This is a genomic window from Methylocaldum sp. (assembly GCF_039794385.1).
Taxonomy (GTDB): domain Bacteria; phylum Pseudomonadota; class Gammaproteobacteria; order Methylococcales; family Methylococcaceae; genus Methylocaldum.
On the sequence record NZ_JBDIVO010000016.1, the window covers coordinates 16,712 to 33,574 of the forward strand.

The following is a 16,863-nucleotide window of genomic DNA, read 5'->3' on the forward strand; positions in this document are numbered from 1 at the left end:
TAAAACAGGTATTGGAACTCTGTGAGCTAATGGGGGGAGTAATAATGAATGAGAAAAACAATCGACTCTTTTCGAATCTGAATATCTGCGTGGCGGCTTTGTTTATAAGCACCCTCAGTGCACGAGCGGCGGAAATTCCTATCGAAAATCGCGTCGGCACGGAAGAAATGGATAACGCATCTTCCGAGAGGAAATCGCTTCAGAAGAGCGCTGAAGCCAAAACGGCCGGAAAAGAAAGTCCGAAACCGGCGGAATCACCTATTTCCCTGGATATGGTGACGGTAATGGACAAGTATGAGGACGAGGAAGATCAGCGTGGCCGTTATTATGTGCCAGAAGCAACTACTGCCACCAAAACCGACACGCCGCTCATGGAGACGCCGGCATCGATCCAGGTGGTGCCGCGGGCAGTGATGGATGATCAACAGGCCATCCGATTGGACGATATTGTGAAAAACGTCAGCGGCGTCCAAGTAAAGCGCCAGCTCGGCGATCTCTTCGATTCATTCATTATTCGCGGTTTCGATACGCGATTTACAGTCTATCGAGATGGATTACGGCTCGCGGAGCAGTCTTTCGAAACCGCCAATCTGGATCGTACCGAGGTCCTCAAGGGGCCGGCGTCGGCATTATTTGGGCGGATCGAGCCGGGCGGCCTCGTCAATATGGTGACGAAAAAGCCGTTGACCGAACGCTATTATTCGCTGGGCCAACAGTTCGGCTCATTTGATCTATACCGCACGACCCTCGATGCCACAGGGCCGGTTATTGATAACGGCGATCTGTCCTACCGTCTCAACTTCGTTTATCTAGACAGCGGCTCGTTTCGGGATTTCGTCGATCGGGAACGCAAATTCGTAGCGCCTCAGTTGACTTGGAGGCTTACCGAGAATACCGATATCAACTTCGGATACGAGTTCAAAGATGATGCGGTAACCGGCGATCGCGGCATTCCCGCGATCGGAAATCGGCCCGCCAAAGTCCCCATCAGCCGATTCATCGGTGAACCTGATTTGTCCCTGAACGAAGCCGAAAGCCATCTCGGGCACATCGGTTGGACGCACCGTTTCAACGACAACTGGCGAGTACAACAGAAGTTCGTCATCAACTTCGTGGACACCTTCAACCGGAACATCATTCCCATTTCCCTGCAAGCCGATAACCGGACTATCAACAGAGGTCTGTTCAACGGCCTCACCGAGCGGGAGACCTATGCGACCGATATCAATCTCAACGGGAAATTCGAGGCATTCGGCACTCAACATAATGTGTTGGTCGGATTCGACTTTCTGCGCTTTCAGAGTCGCCGCGGCGTAACGTTTCTGACAGGCGCGGATTTTATTCCGACACTGGACACATTTAACCCGGTTTACGGGATAGCCATTCCTGACAACCTTCCCGTCAACAATTTCTTTTCCACCAAGCAACAGTGGTTTGGCGTTTATCTCCAGGATCAGATCGATCTGACCCGTAATCTTCATTTGCTTTTCAGCGGCCGTTACGACTGGGCGGAAAATGCGAGCGGCTTTTCGTCGACCGGCTCTCCGAACTTGAATACGGTCAGAAATAACGAATTCAGTCCCCGCGTCGGGCTCCTGTTTAGCCCGAGGGATTGGTTATCCCTGTATGCCGACTGGACGCATGCTTTGGGTGCCGCCAATGCGGGGCAATCGGCGGACGGCAAGCCGTTCGATCCCGAGTTCGCAGAACAATTTGAGGGTGGGGTGAAACTGGAATTGTTGGATGGACGTTTCAACGCCAATCTGGCGGTTTACGAACTGACCAAGGAAAACATTTTGACCGCCGCCAGGGTCGATCCTTCAACCGCCACCGGTCCGTCCATTCAAGAGGCTATCGGTAAAGCCCGGAGTCGAGGTATCGAATTCGACTTTGCCGGCCATCTGACCGACGAATTCAGCCTAATCGGTAGCTACGCCTATACCGATACCCGAGTGCTAAATGATAACAATGGGAACGAGGGGCACCGTTTGCCGAATGTGCCGGAGCATGCGGGCAGCCTCTGGGTCAATTATGAGTTGCCTTTTGGATTCAAGTTGGGTACGGGCGTTTATATCTCGGATAAAAGGCAAGGCAATGCGCAAAACGATGTCCAATTACCAGGATATGTCCGCTGGGATGCGATGGCCGCCTATCAATGGAACATCGGCGTTTCAAAAATTACCGCACAAGTGAACGTGAACAACATCCTGGACAAGGAATACTACAAGTTTCTGGATATTGCCGGAAATCCGAGATTCGATATCAACCCCGGCGAGCCACTCACGGTCATCGGGTCTTTGAGGTTGGAATATTAGCTCTACATCAAAACCAATACTCTGAGGTGAGTATTCGGTGTTTGAGACTATATTATTAGTTGCGATACAGGAATGAACGCCAATAAATCGTCAATTATTTTGAATCGAACGGTAGGCAGTCTTCCGATATTCATATTGTCCTGTGAACGCTCAGGATCGACGCTCCTACGATATATCGTGGATACTCATCCCGATATATGCTGTCCTGGACAACTTTACCTAGGAAAACTGTGCCACTCTCTCTATACGTCAGCTTATTACTCCATAAGTCAAGCGAGTATTGATGATAATGAGGAAGGGAAGCAGCGGATTGCCTTTGCAGAGGCTCGGCAGACTGTCGAGAGTTTGATGGGGCGTTATGTTAATGCCAAGGGAAAGCGAATGTGGTGCGACAAGACAACGGCGAATGTCGAGTATCTTACAGTTCTTGATCGAACTTTTCCGGAGGCACGATATATCCTTCTATACAGGCATTGTATGGATGTGGCGTACTCTTGTATAAAGACTTCGAAGTTTGGTTTTATGCCGGAATTGTCGTCTTATCTTAGCAGATCTCCGGAGAATTTCGTTACCGCTGTGATCGAGAGTTGGGCAGATAAAACCAGAAAACTCCTGGAATTCGAAGGTAAGAACAAGAGTAAAACGCACCGGCTCACTTACGAGTCACTTGTATCCGATCCGGCGCGAGTGTTACGCGCCATGTTCGAGTTCATGGGGGTCGATTGGAACGATTCCATTTTGGAGCAGTGTTTTTGCGTACAACATGATAAGGGTGAAGGGGATACCAAGATAGAGTTTGAGCACAATATTCATATGGATTCGATTGGAAAAGGATACACAATACCGCGGGATTTTATAACTGATGCCATGCGTAGGCAGGCAGACGAATTACTAGTGTGTCTAGGTTATCTATCCATTGATGATTATTTTGATTTCCATGCGGACAGGAAAGAAGCTGCCGAAGGAAAAGCTCCAGCATATCCATCTGATAATGGTCAAATACGCGATTTTTTGGACCAGATCTTTGCGGCACGTAGTAAGAGAATCGGGCGAGCAAATTTGGTCGGCAAAAGCTGCAAGGTTATCGTTCCCGATGTGGAGGGCGGAATATGGATAATCGATCCGACTGCTCCAGAAAAGATACGGAGAACCCATGACCAAAAAACGACCTGTACAATATTACTCACATCCGATCTGCTTATCGATATGGTTGAAAATAAACAAAATCCAGTTTCTGCATACGAAGAGGGAAAAATAGAGGTTATCGGAAACGTTACTACGGCATTTGAATTTGGTCGGATTTTATTTAATTAGATGATTGGGTTACTAACTCGAATTGAAATGGAATAAGTCAGGAGGATTCGTATATGCAAACCGAGCTAAAACGGGACATTCAAATTAAGGCGCCTGTGCTCATTCTCTCATTGAAACGTTCGGGCTCCACATTGTTGAGAAATATCATCGATTCTCACCCGGATATATTCGCCTCGGCATTTATGATCGGGCCGCTGTGCGAAGCGCTGTATTCCACCAGTTATTTGTCCCTAGCCCATCTGGCCAACGGCTTGACGGAATCCCGGCGCCGTGAACGGGCGGTCGCCAAGGCGGGCGAAATCGTCGACCGCCTGATGCAGAGTTATGTTGCCGAAGGCCATGCCCGGTTTTGGTGCGACAAATCCCTAGTCAACCTCAACCATTTGCAGACTATCCGCCAAGTTTTGCCCGAAGCCCGGTACATCTGCCTATACCGGCAGTGCCTGGACGTCGTGCAATCGTATATTTCCATGTGCCGCCTGGGGTTCTTGCCGGAAGTCTGCGGCCACATCCAGAAAAGCCCGCATAACGCGGTGGCGGCGATCGCCGAATACTGGGTGGAGCGCAACAGCGCCATCCTGGAGTTCGAGAAGGCCAATGCCGGGCGCTGTTATCGGGTGAATTACGAAACTCTGGTCAGACAACCCCAAGAAACCTTGTCCGGGTTGTTCGCCTTTCTGGGGCTTGAGTGGGACGACGCCTTGCTGGAAAAGACCTTCGGCAAACCGCGGGACGGTTTCGCCGAAGGGGATATCAAGTTCCATTTTTCCAAGCAGGTCCATACCGATTCCATAGGCAGCGGCGCCTCGCTTCCGCTCAACACCTTGCCGGCGCCGCTGCGGGCGCGCATGGAAGCGCTGCTGGCGGAACTGGGTTATTCGGAACAAAGCGCGACCGTGGAACGGCCGAAAGCCCGAGTCGACGTGGCCGCGGTGCTGGAGCAGTTCAAGCAGGCCATAGACCGCAAGGCGGACTACGGCCGAACCATCGGCGGAACCTGCAAGTTGGTGATCAGCGGCTTTGAGCAGCAGGAATGGACCATCGACCTGACCAAGCCCAAAGGCGTGATAGAGCCGGGCGGCCGAGCGACCGATTGCGTCATCAGCCTGGCGGCGGACACCCTGATCGATTTGGCCGCCGGCAAGCGGTCCGTGGTGGAGGCCTTCGAGAACGGCGCCATCGGCATCGCCGGAAACGTAAGCCTGGCGACCAGTTTCGGCAAGTTGCTGCTGGCGTAGTGGGAGTATCGATTTGCTTCAGGCTGGCATCCGCTCATAGGGGATCTTCATGGCGATAATTTTTTTCTTGTTGCGCGCCGCAAAGTGGCAAATGGCATTGGCGCTTTGCGCCGGCCTGCTGAACGGTCTTTGCAGTGCCGGATTGGTGGCGTTCGTGGTCGCTGCGGTTTTTCACGAGGAATACGCTTCCTATCCCTTGGAGTGGATATTCGTGATGCTCGTGGCGCTGATGGTGTCCAGCCGCATATGCTCTTCGCTGCTTCTGACGCGGCTCGGGCAGTCGGCCCTGTTCCGGCTGCGGGGCGAGTTGGTTAGAAAGATCCTCGCCACGCCCTATCGGCGGCTGCAGGAATTGGGCGCGCCGCGTTTACTCGCGAATCTTACCGACGACATCGCCGTGATCGCCGAGTCGTTTTCTTGGATTCCGTTGCTGTGCATTAATCTCGCCACTGTGCTCGGCTGTCTCGCTTACGTGGGCTGGCTGTCGCCGCAGCTTTTCGGAGCGATGGCGGCGGTCATGGTTCTGGGTGTACTGAGTTTCCGCAGTGTCCAGCGCCGCGCCATAGGACGATTCAAGAACGCTCGCAAATGCGAGGACCGGCTTTTCCAGCATTTCCGTGGACTGACCGAAGGCATCAAAGAGTTGCAGCTCAATCGGGAAAAGCAGCTCGCATTCTTCGTCGACGAATTGCAGGCGACCGCCGAACAGGGGAAACGACATCAGGTTTCCGGCATGACCGCCTACGTGCTTGGGGCGAATTGGGCAACCGGCCAGTTTTATCTGGTCATCGGCCTTTTCCTGTTCGTGTTGCCGAAATATCTGCCGTCGTTGCCGGTGGAGGTTGTGGCGGGCGCGGTCCTCGCCGTCATGTACGTGATGGCGCCGCTGGTAAACCTGTTCAACGGCCTGCCCGTCTTGGGGCGGGCTCAAGTCGCCCTGGGAAAGCTGAAAAGTCTGAGCCTGGATATCGAGGCGAGTTCTCGCCCGCAGCATAGCTGGGACGGACGGATCGCAAAGGACGGGATCAACCGCGTGGAACTCGTCGGCGTGACGCACCGCTATTTTCGGGACGATACGGTAGGGGACTTTGTGCTCGGCCCGATCGATTTGGAACTGGTTCCCGGCGAACTGATCTTTCTCGTCGGCGGCAACGGCAGCGGCAAGACCACCCTGGCTTTGCTGTTGATCGGGCTTTATGTGCCGGAACGTGGCGTCATCCGTCTTAACGGCGAACCGATCACCGATGCGAATCGGGAGTTCTATCGTCAACACTTTTCCGTGGTGTTTTCCGACTTTTATCTTTTCGACAGTCTGTTGGGTTTCAAAAATCGGGAGTTGGACGAAAAGGCTCGGGAATACCTCCGACAGCTGCAACTCGACCACAAGGTCAAGATAGAAAACGGCCGGTTTTCTACCCTGGATCTCTCCCAGGGCCAGCGCAAGCGCCTGGCCTTGCTGGTGGCCTATCTCGAAGACCGCCCCTTCTATGTTTTCGACGAGTGGGCCGCTGACCAGGACCCGGTATTCAAGGCGATTTTCTACGCCGACATCCTGCCGTCGCTGAAGGCCAGGGGCAAGACAGTGGTGGTCATTACCCACGACGACGGTTATTTCCATCTGGCCGACCGCTGTTTGCGGCTGGAAGACGGAAAGATTACCGAAATATTCGTATCCGAAGGGAAGGGTGGCTTCGCCGCTCCCGAAGACGCCGTTTGCGATTGGAAGGGCGGCTCCGGCGCTCCCGGAGACGCCGTTTGCGATTGGAAGGGCGGCTCCGGCGCTCCCGAAGACGCCGTTTGCGATTGGAAGGGCGGCTCCGGCACTCCCGGAGACGCCGTTTGCGATTGGAAGGGTAGTACCAGGGGTGAGATTGTGACTTCTCCAAGCCGGCTGGCCGATGAGAACGGAGCGGAACAGTATGCACGCGCCCTGTAGACGTCGGCCTGCCGGTGATGGTCCGAAGGCGATTGACGCGACTCTGGCCTGGCACTGCCTGAGGGTGGCCGGATGAGCTTCAAATGGGTGGGCCGTGTCGCCGTCGCGGCCCTATCGGTGATGGTCGCCGTCATCGGTGGGGCTTTTTGGATCCTGCGGGCTTCGTTGCCGGAACGGGATGTGGCCTATGCCATGGCAGGGTTTCATGCGCCCGTCGACGTCGAATTCGACCGGCACGGCATTCCGCGGATCCGGGCCGCAACACGGGAGGATGCTTTCAGGGCGCTGGGCTTCGTGACCGCTCAGGAACGTCTGTTCCAGATGGATCTGTTGCGCCGGCGGAGTGCCGGGCGGCTCGCCGAGATTCTGGGAGCGCCTTTGCTGAAAAGCGATCGCTGGCATCGCGCCATGGGTTTTGGGCAGGTCGCCGCGGACATCGTGGCGCGCTTGCCCGACGATCAGAAAGGCGTCTTGACTGCTTATATCGGAGGCATCAACCAGGCGATGGAGAAGGCGAAGGTGTTGCCGTTCGAATTTCTGGCGCTGGGCTACCGTCCCGAGCCGTGGCGTGCGGAGGACAGCCTTTTGGTGGTGCTCGGCATGTTCGAGACGCTTACTTGGGGGCTCGGCGAAAAGGAGCGCATGACGACGGTGATGGAAGCTGCCTTGGGCCCGGAGATTCTGGCTTTTTTTACGCCCGACTCTGATCGCTATGCCGACAGCGTCGCCGCTGGCTCGATAGCCAGGCGACCGCCGCAACCCCTGCCGCGGGAGGCACTGGCCGCACTGTTGAGCGGGAGTTCCCGCCGGCAAGCCGGATTGGTGGGCGTTTCCGAGGTCGTGGCGGGTTCCAACGGATGGCTGGTCGGTCCGAAGAAGACCCGGGACGGACGCGCAATACTGGCGAACGACATGCACCTGGAACTTCGGGTGCCCAATATCTGGTATCGCGCCGAAGTGCACCTCGGGGATGGTTTCTTATCCGGGATTACTCTGCCGGGGGTGCCGCTGTTCATTTCCGGTGCCAATCGCCGCGTCGCCTGGGGTTTCACCAATGTCGCGGGCGATTTCCTCGATTTCGTTTCGCTCGACGTCGACGGGCAAAACCCTGCGGTTTACCGGACACCTTCCGGGAGCGCGGAGTTCGGATCGCGCCGAGAGACGATCCGGGTCAAAGGTCGGCCCGATACGACCGTCGAGGTGCGCACCACGATTTGGGGACCCGTGTTGCCTGAGCCGTTGCTCGGGAAACCGGTGGCCGTGCATTGGACGGCCCTGGACCCGGTTGCGACCGATTTGGATTTATTGCGCCTCGGCGATGCCGAGGATGTGTTCGAAGCCTTGTCGATTCTCCAACAGGCCGGGGGACCGCCCTTGAATGGGCTGGTCGCGGACGGCAAGGGCAACATCGGGTGGACTTACGCGGGCAAGATCCCGGCGAGAGACGGGCTGGACGGTTTGGTCAGCCGGTCCTGGGCAGATGGTACCGCGGGTTGGAAGGGGTACGTCCCGGGCAAAGATAAACCACGCATCGTCAATCCACCCGCGGGATATCTGGTCAATGCCAACCAGCGCATGGCAGGGAGGGAATACTCCCATGTCATCGGGCATGATTTCGACAGTGGTTATCGCGCTTACCGGATTTCCGAGCGGCTTGCAGAAATGGGCGATATCACGGAATGGGACCTACTGAAGGTACAGCTGGATACCCAGACCGACTTTTATCGTTACTACGAAAATTTGGCCTTGGCCGTCCTCGACCGGAAACGAACGGATGATACCGAAGGGGAGTTGAGCCATCTACGGCGCTATTTGCAATCGTGGGACGGCCGTGCCGAGCCCGCTTCTCTAGGCCTTCCGATTCTTGCGGAGTTTCGCCGGATATTGGCGGACGCCGTGCTCTCGCCCTTTTTCGCGCGCTGCCGTGAACTGGATCCGGATTTCGAATACAACTGGCGCAATATGGACGAACCGTTACGGGCACTGCTGGAAGCCCAAGCGCCGGAATTGCAGCCGGACAGAGACGTTTACCCCGATTGGGACGCCTTCATTTTGGCCAAGCTGAAGGAGGCAACGCATCGGGCGATGGCGAATTGCGGCACCCGGTCGCTGGAGAATCTGACCTGGGGATGCGTTAACAAGGCCCGCATCGAACATCCGTTTTCCGCCGTAGCGCCGCTGCTCGATGCGGTCCTCAACATGCCGGAGCAGGCGATACCGGGATGCGGCCACTGTGTACGTTTGGCGAACTCCCGGGGTGGTGCCAGCGAGCGGCTGGTCGTAGCCCCGGGCCGCGAGGCGAACGCGATTTTCCATATGCCGGCCGGGCAGTCGGGACATCCGCTTTCGGAATTCTATCGGGATCAGCAGAAAAACTGGGTGGATGGCGTGGCAGCGGAACTATTGGCGGGCAAAACGGTACATCGGCTGAAGTTTCGACCGATCAAGACAAGTTAAGGAGAGCGATGTGATTAATGTAGACGTTCGTGAGATTGGCAAGACGCTTCCGATGAATAGAGCAGTCGTATGGCATCGATCAACGGTGACGCGAAGCGACCGAGAGCGCCAGAACGGCCATAGCGGTTTGATCTTATGGTTCACCGGCTTGTCCGGGGCGGGCAAATCGACCTTGGCCAACCGGGTGGAAGAAAGTCTATTTCAAAGCGGATGTCGTACTTATGTTCTCGACGGCGACAATGTTCGACACGGGTTGTGCTCGGATCTCGGCTTCAGCACCGAAGATCGCCAGGAAAACATCCGCCGCATCGGCGAAACGGCGAAGCTTTTTTGGGACGCCGGCATCATTGTGCTCACGGCCTTCATTTCCCCGTTTCGTGCGGATCGGGAAATGGTGCGCGGACTGGTGGAGCCCGGAGAATTCATTGAAGTTTACTGCAACACGCCGTTGCATGTGTGCGAGCGGCGCGACCCCAAAGGGCTGTATCAAAAGGCGCGCCGGGGAGAAATATCGGAATTTACGGGCATTTCCTCACCCTACGAGGTGCCCCGGGATCCGGAAATCGAGGTTTTCACGGGGCGTGACGGCTTGGAGGAATGCGCGGCTGCTGTCGTCACCTATCTGCGGGTACACAGAAAGCTGCCGGACATCGCCGGTTCACCCCAGAAGGAGCGAGAAAGACCGTGACCACTCGGCGAATGGCCCCGGAAGAATGAGCCTTCTTCGAAAGGTTTTTCAGCGACTCCGGAATGAAGACGCGCGACGTATTGATAATGACCGGACAAACTCGATAAGAACAGGAGTATCAGGATGAAGATCGTTTCACTCGAAGCGGAGTGCGCCTTGAACGAAGGGCTTCCGGATGATGCGGGGATCACGGCACTCTCGATCAGCGTGGCGGGGCAGGTGACCGAGGCAGCGGACAATGGTCATTATCTCCGCCGCCAGGCGGCTTTCGAATCCAACGCCCGCAGTTATCCGCGCCGGTTGCCGATAGCCTTGAGACGGGCGCAAGGTATCTATCTGGAAGACGCCAGCGGTAAATCTTACATCGACTGTTTGTCCGGCGCCGGGGCTCTGGCATTGGGGCATTATCATTCGGTTGTAACGGAAGCCATCGAGCGGGTCTTGGCGGACCGCATTCCTTTTCAAACCCTGGATCTCACGACACCGATCAAAGACTGTTTCGTCGAGGAACTCTTCTCCACACTCCCGAAGGAATTTGCCAACCACGCCCGTATCCAGTTCTGCGGACCGTCCGGAGCGGATGCTGTCGAAGCGGCAATCAAGTTGGTCAAGACAGCCACCGGACGACGCTCTATCCTCGCCTTTCACGGTGCGTATCACGGTATGACCCACGGCGCTCTAGGTTTGACCGGCGAACTCGGCCCGAAGCTGGCGGTGTCCGGCCTGATGGCGGACGTGCATTTTCTGCCGTTTCCCTACGCCTATCGTTGCCCGTTTAACCTCGGTGGCGAAGCGGGTTGGCGCGCGTCCCTGCACTATATCGAGCGCCTGCTGGACGACAGCAACAGCGGTATCGCTTCGCCTGCGGCGATGATCCTCGAAGCCGTGCAAGGGGAGGGTGGTGTTATTCCGGCGCCGGATGAGTGGCTTTGGGAGATCCGGCGCATCACCCGCGAGCGGGGTATTCCCCTGATCGTTGATGAAGTGCAGACCGGCGTGGGCCGCACGGGGACGATGTACGCTTTCGAGCATGCCGCCATCCTACCGGACGTGTTGGTGCTTTCGAAAGCCGTGGGTGGCGGACTGCCTCTGAGTGTGGTGGTCTACCACGAAAGCTTTGATTGCTGGCAACCGGGTGCTCATGCTGGCACGTTCCGGGGTAACCAATTGGCCATGGCGGCGGGTACCGCGACCCTTCAATTCGTGAAAGACAATCGACTCCATGTTCATGCCGCTACCATGGGCGAGCGGCTGATGGGGCATTTGCGCCAACTTCAGCAAGATTTTCTTTGCCTCGGCGACGTACGGGGAAGGGGCTTGATGATCGGCGTCGAGATCGTGGATGCGCAAGCCGAGCCCGATCGTCTCGGCGCACGTCCACCGTGCCGTGAACTGGCCCGTCGGATTCAGAGGGCGTGTCTCGGCCACGGTTTGATCCTGGAATTGGGTGGACGCCAGGGATGCGTGGTGCGTTTTTTGCCGCCTTTGATCGTGACTAAGGGTGATGTCGACAAGATTGCCGCCATTTTCGGGAAATCCTTGGACGCCGTCGGGATTTCCGGATGAGCCGCCGAGTTTGGGTATTGATCCATCGTTACGCTGGCCTCGCCATGGCCGGGTTTTTGATTCTGGTCGGCTTGACCGGCAGCCTGCTCGCCGTTCTTTCGGAACTCAACCGTGCGTTTGCACCTCATTTGTTTCCAACCATCCAATCGGCGCGAACGATGGGCTTGGGCGAGTTGGCCCTGGCCGCTCAAGCCTTGCTGCCTAACGCCGATGTGACGCGGGTGTATCTAATTCCATTCGGCATTCGAGTGAACATTAATTTTATGGTGGGTTAGCGCAATGTAACCAAACTATTTTAAGTTTATCATTAGGTTACCTAATCACGACCTGATCTACCCTACAGAATTAATGCTCTATAGAAGAAAGCGATTTGGAATAACGCCGTCCGGTACGGCGTTGATTTGGTTCGATCCGCGCGTCGACCCCGCTACCGGGCAGCCTTATGAGCTTGGTTTTGACCAACTCGTCCTGGATGCGGGAACGGGGACGGAATTGGGGCGGCTGGCGACGGGTGGGTTGCCGACCGGGCTGGACAATCTGATGCCGTTCATCTATCGCCTGCACATGAATTTGGCCCTCGGGCCGGTGGGAAGCTGGATCTTGGGTATCACCGCGCTGGTGTGGACGATCGACTGCTTCGTGGCGTTTTACCTGACCCTGCCGGCGCGCAGGTCCGGGTCCCTCTCCCTCTGGGAACGGGTCAGGGTTAAGGCGAGGGCGGTAAAAGGTATTTTTCATTTCCATAAGTCCGGTGCCATTTTTCATTCCCTCGCCCCAGCCCGCTCCCAGAGGGAGAGGGGGAATAGGACTTCGGCTGATCGTTCCTTCTGGCAGCGCTGGAAACCAGCCTGGAAAGTCAAATGGACGGCGTCCGGCTACCGCATCAACTTCGACTTGCACCGAGCCGGCGGGCTCTGGCTGTGGATCATGCTGCTGGTGTTCACCTGGTCCAGTGTCGGGTTCAATCTGCACCAGGAAGTCTATCAGCCGGTCATGGGGCTGTTCTTCGATTTTCCCACCGAAAACGAACCGGCTGAACGCGAGCCGCTTCCGAATGCCGTGCCGTTGGGCTGGATCGAAGCTCAGGCCACGGCGGAGCGGTTGATGCGGGAACAGGCCGAACGCTACGGCTTTACGATCGAAAAGCCCGTTGCCTTGTACCGGCAGCCAGAAAGAGCGCGCTACCACTATCGGGTCAAGAGTAGCCTGGATGTCGGTTATGCCGCCACTGCCGTCCATTTTGATCTTTACTCCGGGCGTTTGCTGGACGTTTACCTTCCGACCGGCCATCATTCCGGTCACACGGCGACTACATGGCTTTCCGCCCTACACGAAGCCAAGGTGTTTGGTCTACCTTACCGAATTTTTGTGTGCCTATTGGGCCTGGCCATCGTCATGCTGTCGGTGACCGGTGTTGTCATCTGGCTCAGGAAACGTCGGGCACGGCGGCGTCGTCGCACAGTGGCCGCCCCCGGACCGACCGGATGCGCCTAGCGCAACCGCGTGGCAATCAGCCGCCTCCAGCGGCAATGGCAGCAAGCGTACAAGGACGGGAAAATCGTGGAGATGTCGGCAGGCGAATCGAAGGCGGGCAGGGAACCTGCCCCCGCTCATGTTGTTGGTTTTTCGATGTCGTCGGATTTTGCAGGGACGACAGGCTCACCAAATCCGATGAATTTCGTAGGCGGATAACTGGCTGTCCACGCTCAGGATGGGGATATCCTCGCTCAGGGCTTGAGCCACTAGCAGCCTGTCGAAGGGATCTCGGTGATGAAAGGGTAGGTCGGCCAGCCACATCGTATGGGCGATAGTGACTGGGAGCGGCGTTAAGGCATTGGCCTCGATGCGCTTGTCGATGAACTGCCGGGGCGGCTCGGCGAGGTTCAGTTTCCCGAGCGAGTATTTCACGGCGATTTCGAAGCCGGTGACCGCACTGAGCAGAATCTCGTTGTCGTTATCGAGAAAAACCGCTTTTGCGGTTTCGGAAAGCTTGGGATCGTCGGTCACCAGCCAGATGAAGGCATGAGTATCCAGGAGAACTTTCATTCGAAATAAGCCATGAAGTCCTCGGGAAGTTCCTCGAAATCGGGCTTAAGTTCGACCAGTCCCTTGGCTTCGCCCAAGCGTCGAGACGGCTTGGGCGCGGTGTACGGTATCAGGCGCACGATCGGTTTGTTGGCACGGGCGATGATGACTTCCTCGCCCGCTTCCACTCGTGCGAGCAGCGACGAAAGCTGGGTTTTCGCTTCATGGACATTGACTTGGTAAGGCATGACGATTTTGATCTCGGCGCTTGGCTAACTTATTGACTAAGTATAAGCGACAGATGGTCAAATAACAAACCCGACTCTCTACATTTGGGGCGAAGAACGCGATGACAAAATTCGATAAGGAGATACCACCCTGAATTCAGGGCTTGTTCCATTGGAAACCGGTTACGCGCTGGAGGAGCCGCCGAGTTTGGGTATTGATCCACCGTTACGCTGGCCTCGCCATGGCCGGACTCCTGATCCTGGTGGGGCTTACCGGGAGCCTGTTGGCGTTTCTGCCGGAACTGGATCGTCTGGCGAACCCCAAGGTGTACCAAGTACATCGGGGCGAGCCGCTGGACTTGGCCCGCCTCGCGGAATTGGGACAGGAAAAGGTGCCCCGCGCCCGTGTCGATACGGTCTTCTATGGTATCGAGGGTTCGGCCGCTTGGGTCGGCGTCAGTGCCCGGCCAGGCGAGCCCGAGTTGGGGTTCAGATACCTGCGGCTCGATCCTGTCACCGGAGAGGAGATCATACGTTTTACCTGGGGGCAATCTCGGAGTGCGTGCACAACTTGATGAATTTCGTCTACAAGCTGCATTTCGCTTTGGCAATGGACGGCATGAACGGCATCTGGATTCTCGGCATCTGCGCCCTGGTCTGGACTCTGGACTGCTTCGTCGCCTTTTATCTCACCCTGCCGCAGCGGCGCAGGTCGCGCGCACGCCACCCGGCCCTTTGGCCCGAAGAGGAGGGCTGCAGGAGCTGGTGGCAGCGCTGGAAACCGGCTTGGAAAATTCGCTGGCGAACGGGTGGCTACAAGCTCAATTTCGACCTGCACCGGGCCGGCGGCCTGTGGTTGTGGGCGGCGCTGCTGGTCTTCGCCTGGTCCAGCGTCTACATGAATCTTCCGGAGACGGTCTACACCTGGGCGATGCGGGCGGCGCTAGAATTCAAGGCGCCCTGGACCGAGCTGAGCGTACGCGCGGAACCTCTGCAAAATCCCGGCCTCGATTGGCGTCAAGCCCAGGCAGCGGGCGAACGGTTGATGGAACAACAGGCCATGCTCCACGGCTTCGCGATAGAGCATCCCGTCGCGCTGCGTCTCGATCGCGAACGCGGGGTCTATGTGTATCAAGTGCGCAGCTCGCGGGACATCCAGGCCAAGGGCGGCCTGACCCAGGTCTTTTTCGACGCCGACAGCGGCGAACTGAGGCTTCTCTTGCTGCCCACCGGCCAATATGCCGGCAATACCGTCACCACATGGCTGTTCGCTCTGCACAAGGCCGCCGTTTTTGGACTGCCCTATCGGATCTTCGTCTGCCTGCTCGGACTCGCCATCGTCATGCTGTCGGTGACGGGCGTCGTCATCTGGCTCAGGAAACGTCGGGCACGGCGGCGGCGTCGCACAGTGGCCGTCTCCGAACCGACCGGCATCGCCTGATCGAAAGGATCGAATTGATCGTGCCGAGGTTCGTCGCCTCTCCGCGAACGTCCTTCCACGTTTCGCCGTGGCTTTTGGGCTTGCTCCTGGTGACGACGAGCGGTTGCACGCTGACTCCGGAGCGGAATGCCGCGGACCTCTCGGGAACGGTCCCGAGCCGGTGGACCGGCACTGATCAGCCCGGCCGACCGGTCTTCGAACGTTGGGTGGATTCCTTCGCCGATCCCGCCTTGAGTGCCCTGGTGCAGGAATCCCTGGCCGGCAACTACGACCTCAAAGCGGTTGCCGCGCGGGTGGACGCCGCTCGGGAACAAGCCCGCATCGATGGCGCCTGGCGCTGGCCGCAGTTGGCGTTCGCCCCCGGCTACGAGCGCGCCCGGGTGCGCAGCGCCGGTTTCGGCTCGACCGAATTCGGTGCTTTCGAAGCCCTGTTCACGCTGGACTGGGAACTGGATGTCTGGGGTCGGATCCGGGCCTTCCAGCAGGCGGCCGTTCAGGAAGCCGCCGCGACCGAGGCCGATTTTCACGCCGCGCGCCTGTCGCTGGCGGCACGGACGGCGCAAAGTTATTTCGAGCTGGCGGAGGCGAAGCTCCAGGTCGAGGTCGCCGAGCGATCGATCCAAGAGCGCCGTACCATCGTCGAATTGGTGCGCGGCCGTTTCGCGCGGGGACTCACCCGCGGCCTCGATCTGCGCCTCGCGCTCACGGATCTCGCCAACGCCGAGGCCCAGCTGGCGGTGGCGCGCAATCGGGTCCAGTTGGCTACCCGTCGGCTGGAAGTGCTGCTGGGCCGTTATCCCTCCGGCCGTCTGACCGCGACCGCCCGCCTGCCGGAGCCCCCGGTTTCTCTATCCGCCGGCCTGCCTGCGGAGCTGTTGGCGCGGCGTCCCGATCTGATCGCCGCCTTCGAGCGCCTGCGTGCCGCCGATTTTCGGGTGGAGAGCGCGCAAAAGGCCCTTCTGCCGCGAGTGGCGCTCACCGCTGCCGGCGGCACGCGTAGCGCGGCCTTGACGGAACTCATCGATCCCCGCGCCGCCGCCTGGAATGTGTTCATGGGCCTAATCCAGCCGCTCTTCACCGGCGGACGACTGAAGGGCGAGATTCGGCTGAACCAAGCCCTGGCCGAGGAAGCGCTCAACCGCTACAAGAGCGCGGCGCTCAACGCCTTCCGCGAAGTGGAACAGTCCCTCGCCGCCGAGGAATGGCTGCGGGGCCAGGAGCAAGCCCTGCGGGAAGCCGTGGAGCAAACCGAGGCGAGCCGGAGGCTGGCGGTGTATGCCTACCGCCACGGCTTCATCGAAATCCTCACCCTCCTGGACAGCTACCGCAGCACCCTCAACGCCCAAAGCGCGCACCTCTCGGTCAAGCGGCAGTTGCTCAACAACCGGATCGAGCTGTATCTGGCCTTGGGAGGGGGAGTATGAGGCTGGGGACTGGAGGCTTTAGGCTTGCGGCCGGAAAGATCGAATGCGCCGGGCATAGCCCGAGTTGCGTCGAATCCACACCAGGCTCGGGAGGTTTTCCTCCAGCCTCCAGCCTAAAGCCTAAAGCCTCCCTGAAAATCCTCCTGCCCATCCTCGTCCTGCTGGCCGGCGTCGCCGGGGCCTGGGCCATCATCGCGAATCGCCGGGGTATCGAGTCCCAAGCCCCGCAGGC

General features: G+C 57.9%; 14 protein-coding genes. 12 read left to right on the top strand and 2 right to left on the bottom strand.

Translation table 11 applies throughout. From position 1 onward, the window contains the following. The first annotated feature begins 44 nt into the window (after positions 1 to 44). The 9 genes from ABJK70_RS02825 (at position 45) to ABJK70_RS02865 (ending at position 13,008) form a co-directional block, all read left to right on the top strand. Entirely contained in the window at positions 45 to 2,315 is a 2,271-nt protein-coding gene (locus ABJK70_RS02825) for a TonB-dependent siderophore receptor (RefSeq protein WP_347257371.1), read from the top strand. 72 nt (positions 2,316 to 2,387) lie between these two features. After that, positions 2,388 to 3,629, top strand: coding sequence for a sulfotransferase (locus ABJK70_RS02830; protein ID WP_084162296.1), 1,242 nt, complete (start codon positions 2,388 to 2,390; stop codon positions 3,627 to 3,629). Between the two features lie 53 nt (positions 3,630 to 3,682). Then, positions 3,683 to 4,867 (top strand): sulfotransferase, encoded by a 1,185-nt coding sequence (locus ABJK70_RS02835; protein WP_026611510.1) that lies wholly within the window; start codon positions 3,683 to 3,685, stop codon positions 4,865 to 4,867. 49 nt (positions 4,868 to 4,916) lie between these two features. Continuing rightward, a complete protein-coding gene (locus ABJK70_RS02840) occupies positions 4,917 to 6,803 on the top strand; it encodes a cyclic peptide export ABC transporter (RefSeq protein ID WP_347257372.1) in 1,887 nt (628 codons plus the stop codon). 72 nt (positions 6,804 to 6,875) lie between these two features. Continuing rightward, positions 6,876 to 9,260 carry a penicillin acylase family protein gene (locus ABJK70_RS02845; RefSeq protein ID WP_347257373.1) on the top strand — a complete coding sequence of 795 codons (2,385 nt, stop codon included), beginning with the start codon at positions 6,876 to 6,878 and terminating at the stop codon, positions 9,258 to 9,260. A 52-nt stretch (positions 9,261 to 9,312) separates the two neighbouring features. Next, entirely contained in the window at positions 9,313 to 9,948 is a 636-nt protein-coding gene (gene cysC / locus ABJK70_RS02850; RefSeq protein ID WP_347257374.1) for an adenylyl-sulfate kinase, read from the top strand. Positions 9,949 to 10,071: 123 nt separating this feature from the next. Next, positions 10,072 to 11,514 carry a diaminobutyrate--2-oxoglutarate transaminase gene (locus tag ABJK70_RS02855; protein WP_347257375.1) on the top strand — a complete coding sequence of 481 codons (1,443 nt, stop codon included), beginning with the start codon at positions 10,072 to 10,074 and terminating at the stop codon, positions 11,512 to 11,514. Continuing rightward, positions 11,511 to 11,789 carry a PepSY domain-containing protein gene (locus ABJK70_RS02860; RefSeq protein ID WP_347257376.1) on the top strand — a complete coding sequence of 93 codons (279 nt, stop codon included), beginning with the start codon at positions 11,511 to 11,513 and terminating at the stop codon, positions 11,787 to 11,789. Before ABJK70_RS02855 ends, ABJK70_RS02860 begins: the two co-directional genes overlap by 4 nt. Before the next feature lie 73 nt (positions 11,790 to 11,862). Then, positions 11,863 to 13,008, top strand: a complete 1,146-nt coding sequence (locus ABJK70_RS02865; RefSeq protein WP_347257377.1) for a PepSY-associated TM helix domain-containing protein — start codon at positions 11,863 to 11,865, stop codon at positions 13,006 to 13,008. Positions 13,009 to 13,173: 165 nt separating this feature from the next. On the opposite strand, the gene ABJK70_RS02870 is transcribed toward ABJK70_RS02865, so the two are convergent. Together ABJK70_RS02870 and ABJK70_RS02875 are read right to left on the bottom strand one after the other, a co-directional pair. Further along, positions 13,174 to 13,560, bottom strand: coding sequence for a type II toxin-antitoxin system VapC family toxin (locus ABJK70_RS02870; protein ID WP_347257378.1), 387 nt, complete (start codon positions 13,558 to 13,560; stop codon positions 13,174 to 13,176). Further along, complete coding sequence (locus tag ABJK70_RS02875) at positions 13,557 to 13,787, bottom strand: type II toxin-antitoxin system Phd/YefM family antitoxin (protein ID WP_347257379.1); 231 nt, start codon at positions 13,785 to 13,787, stop codon at positions 13,557 to 13,559. Before ABJK70_RS02875 ends, ABJK70_RS02870 begins: the two co-directional genes overlap by 4 nt. Before the next feature lie 194 nt (positions 13,788 to 13,981). On the opposite strand from ABJK70_RS02875, the gene ABJK70_RS02880 reads away from it, so the two are divergent. Genes ABJK70_RS02880 through ABJK70_RS02890 form a run of 3 tightly spaced genes read left to right on the top strand, consistent with a single transcriptional unit; the run spans position 13,982 to position 16,631 of the window. After that, positions 13,982 to 14,341, top strand: a complete 360-nt coding sequence (locus ABJK70_RS02880) for a PepSY-associated TM helix domain-containing protein (RefSeq protein ID WP_347257380.1) — start codon at positions 13,982 to 13,984, stop codon at positions 14,339 to 14,341. Further along, the gene (locus ABJK70_RS02885) at positions 14,341 to 15,207 is read left to right on the top strand and encodes a PepSY-associated TM helix domain-containing protein (RefSeq protein ID WP_347257381.1); all 867 of its coding nucleotides are present in this window, start codon (positions 14,341 to 14,343) and stop codon (positions 15,205 to 15,207) included. Before ABJK70_RS02880 ends, ABJK70_RS02885 begins: the two co-directional genes overlap by 1 nt. A gap of 20 nt (positions 15,208 to 15,227) precedes the next feature. Continuing rightward, positions 15,228 to 16,631: an efflux transporter outer membrane subunit gene (locus tag ABJK70_RS02890; RefSeq protein WP_347257382.1), complete on the top strand. Its 1,404-nt coding sequence runs from the start codon at positions 15,228 to 15,230 to the stop codon at positions 16,629 to 16,631. The last annotated feature ends 232 nt before the right edge of the window (positions 16,632 to 16,863 follow it).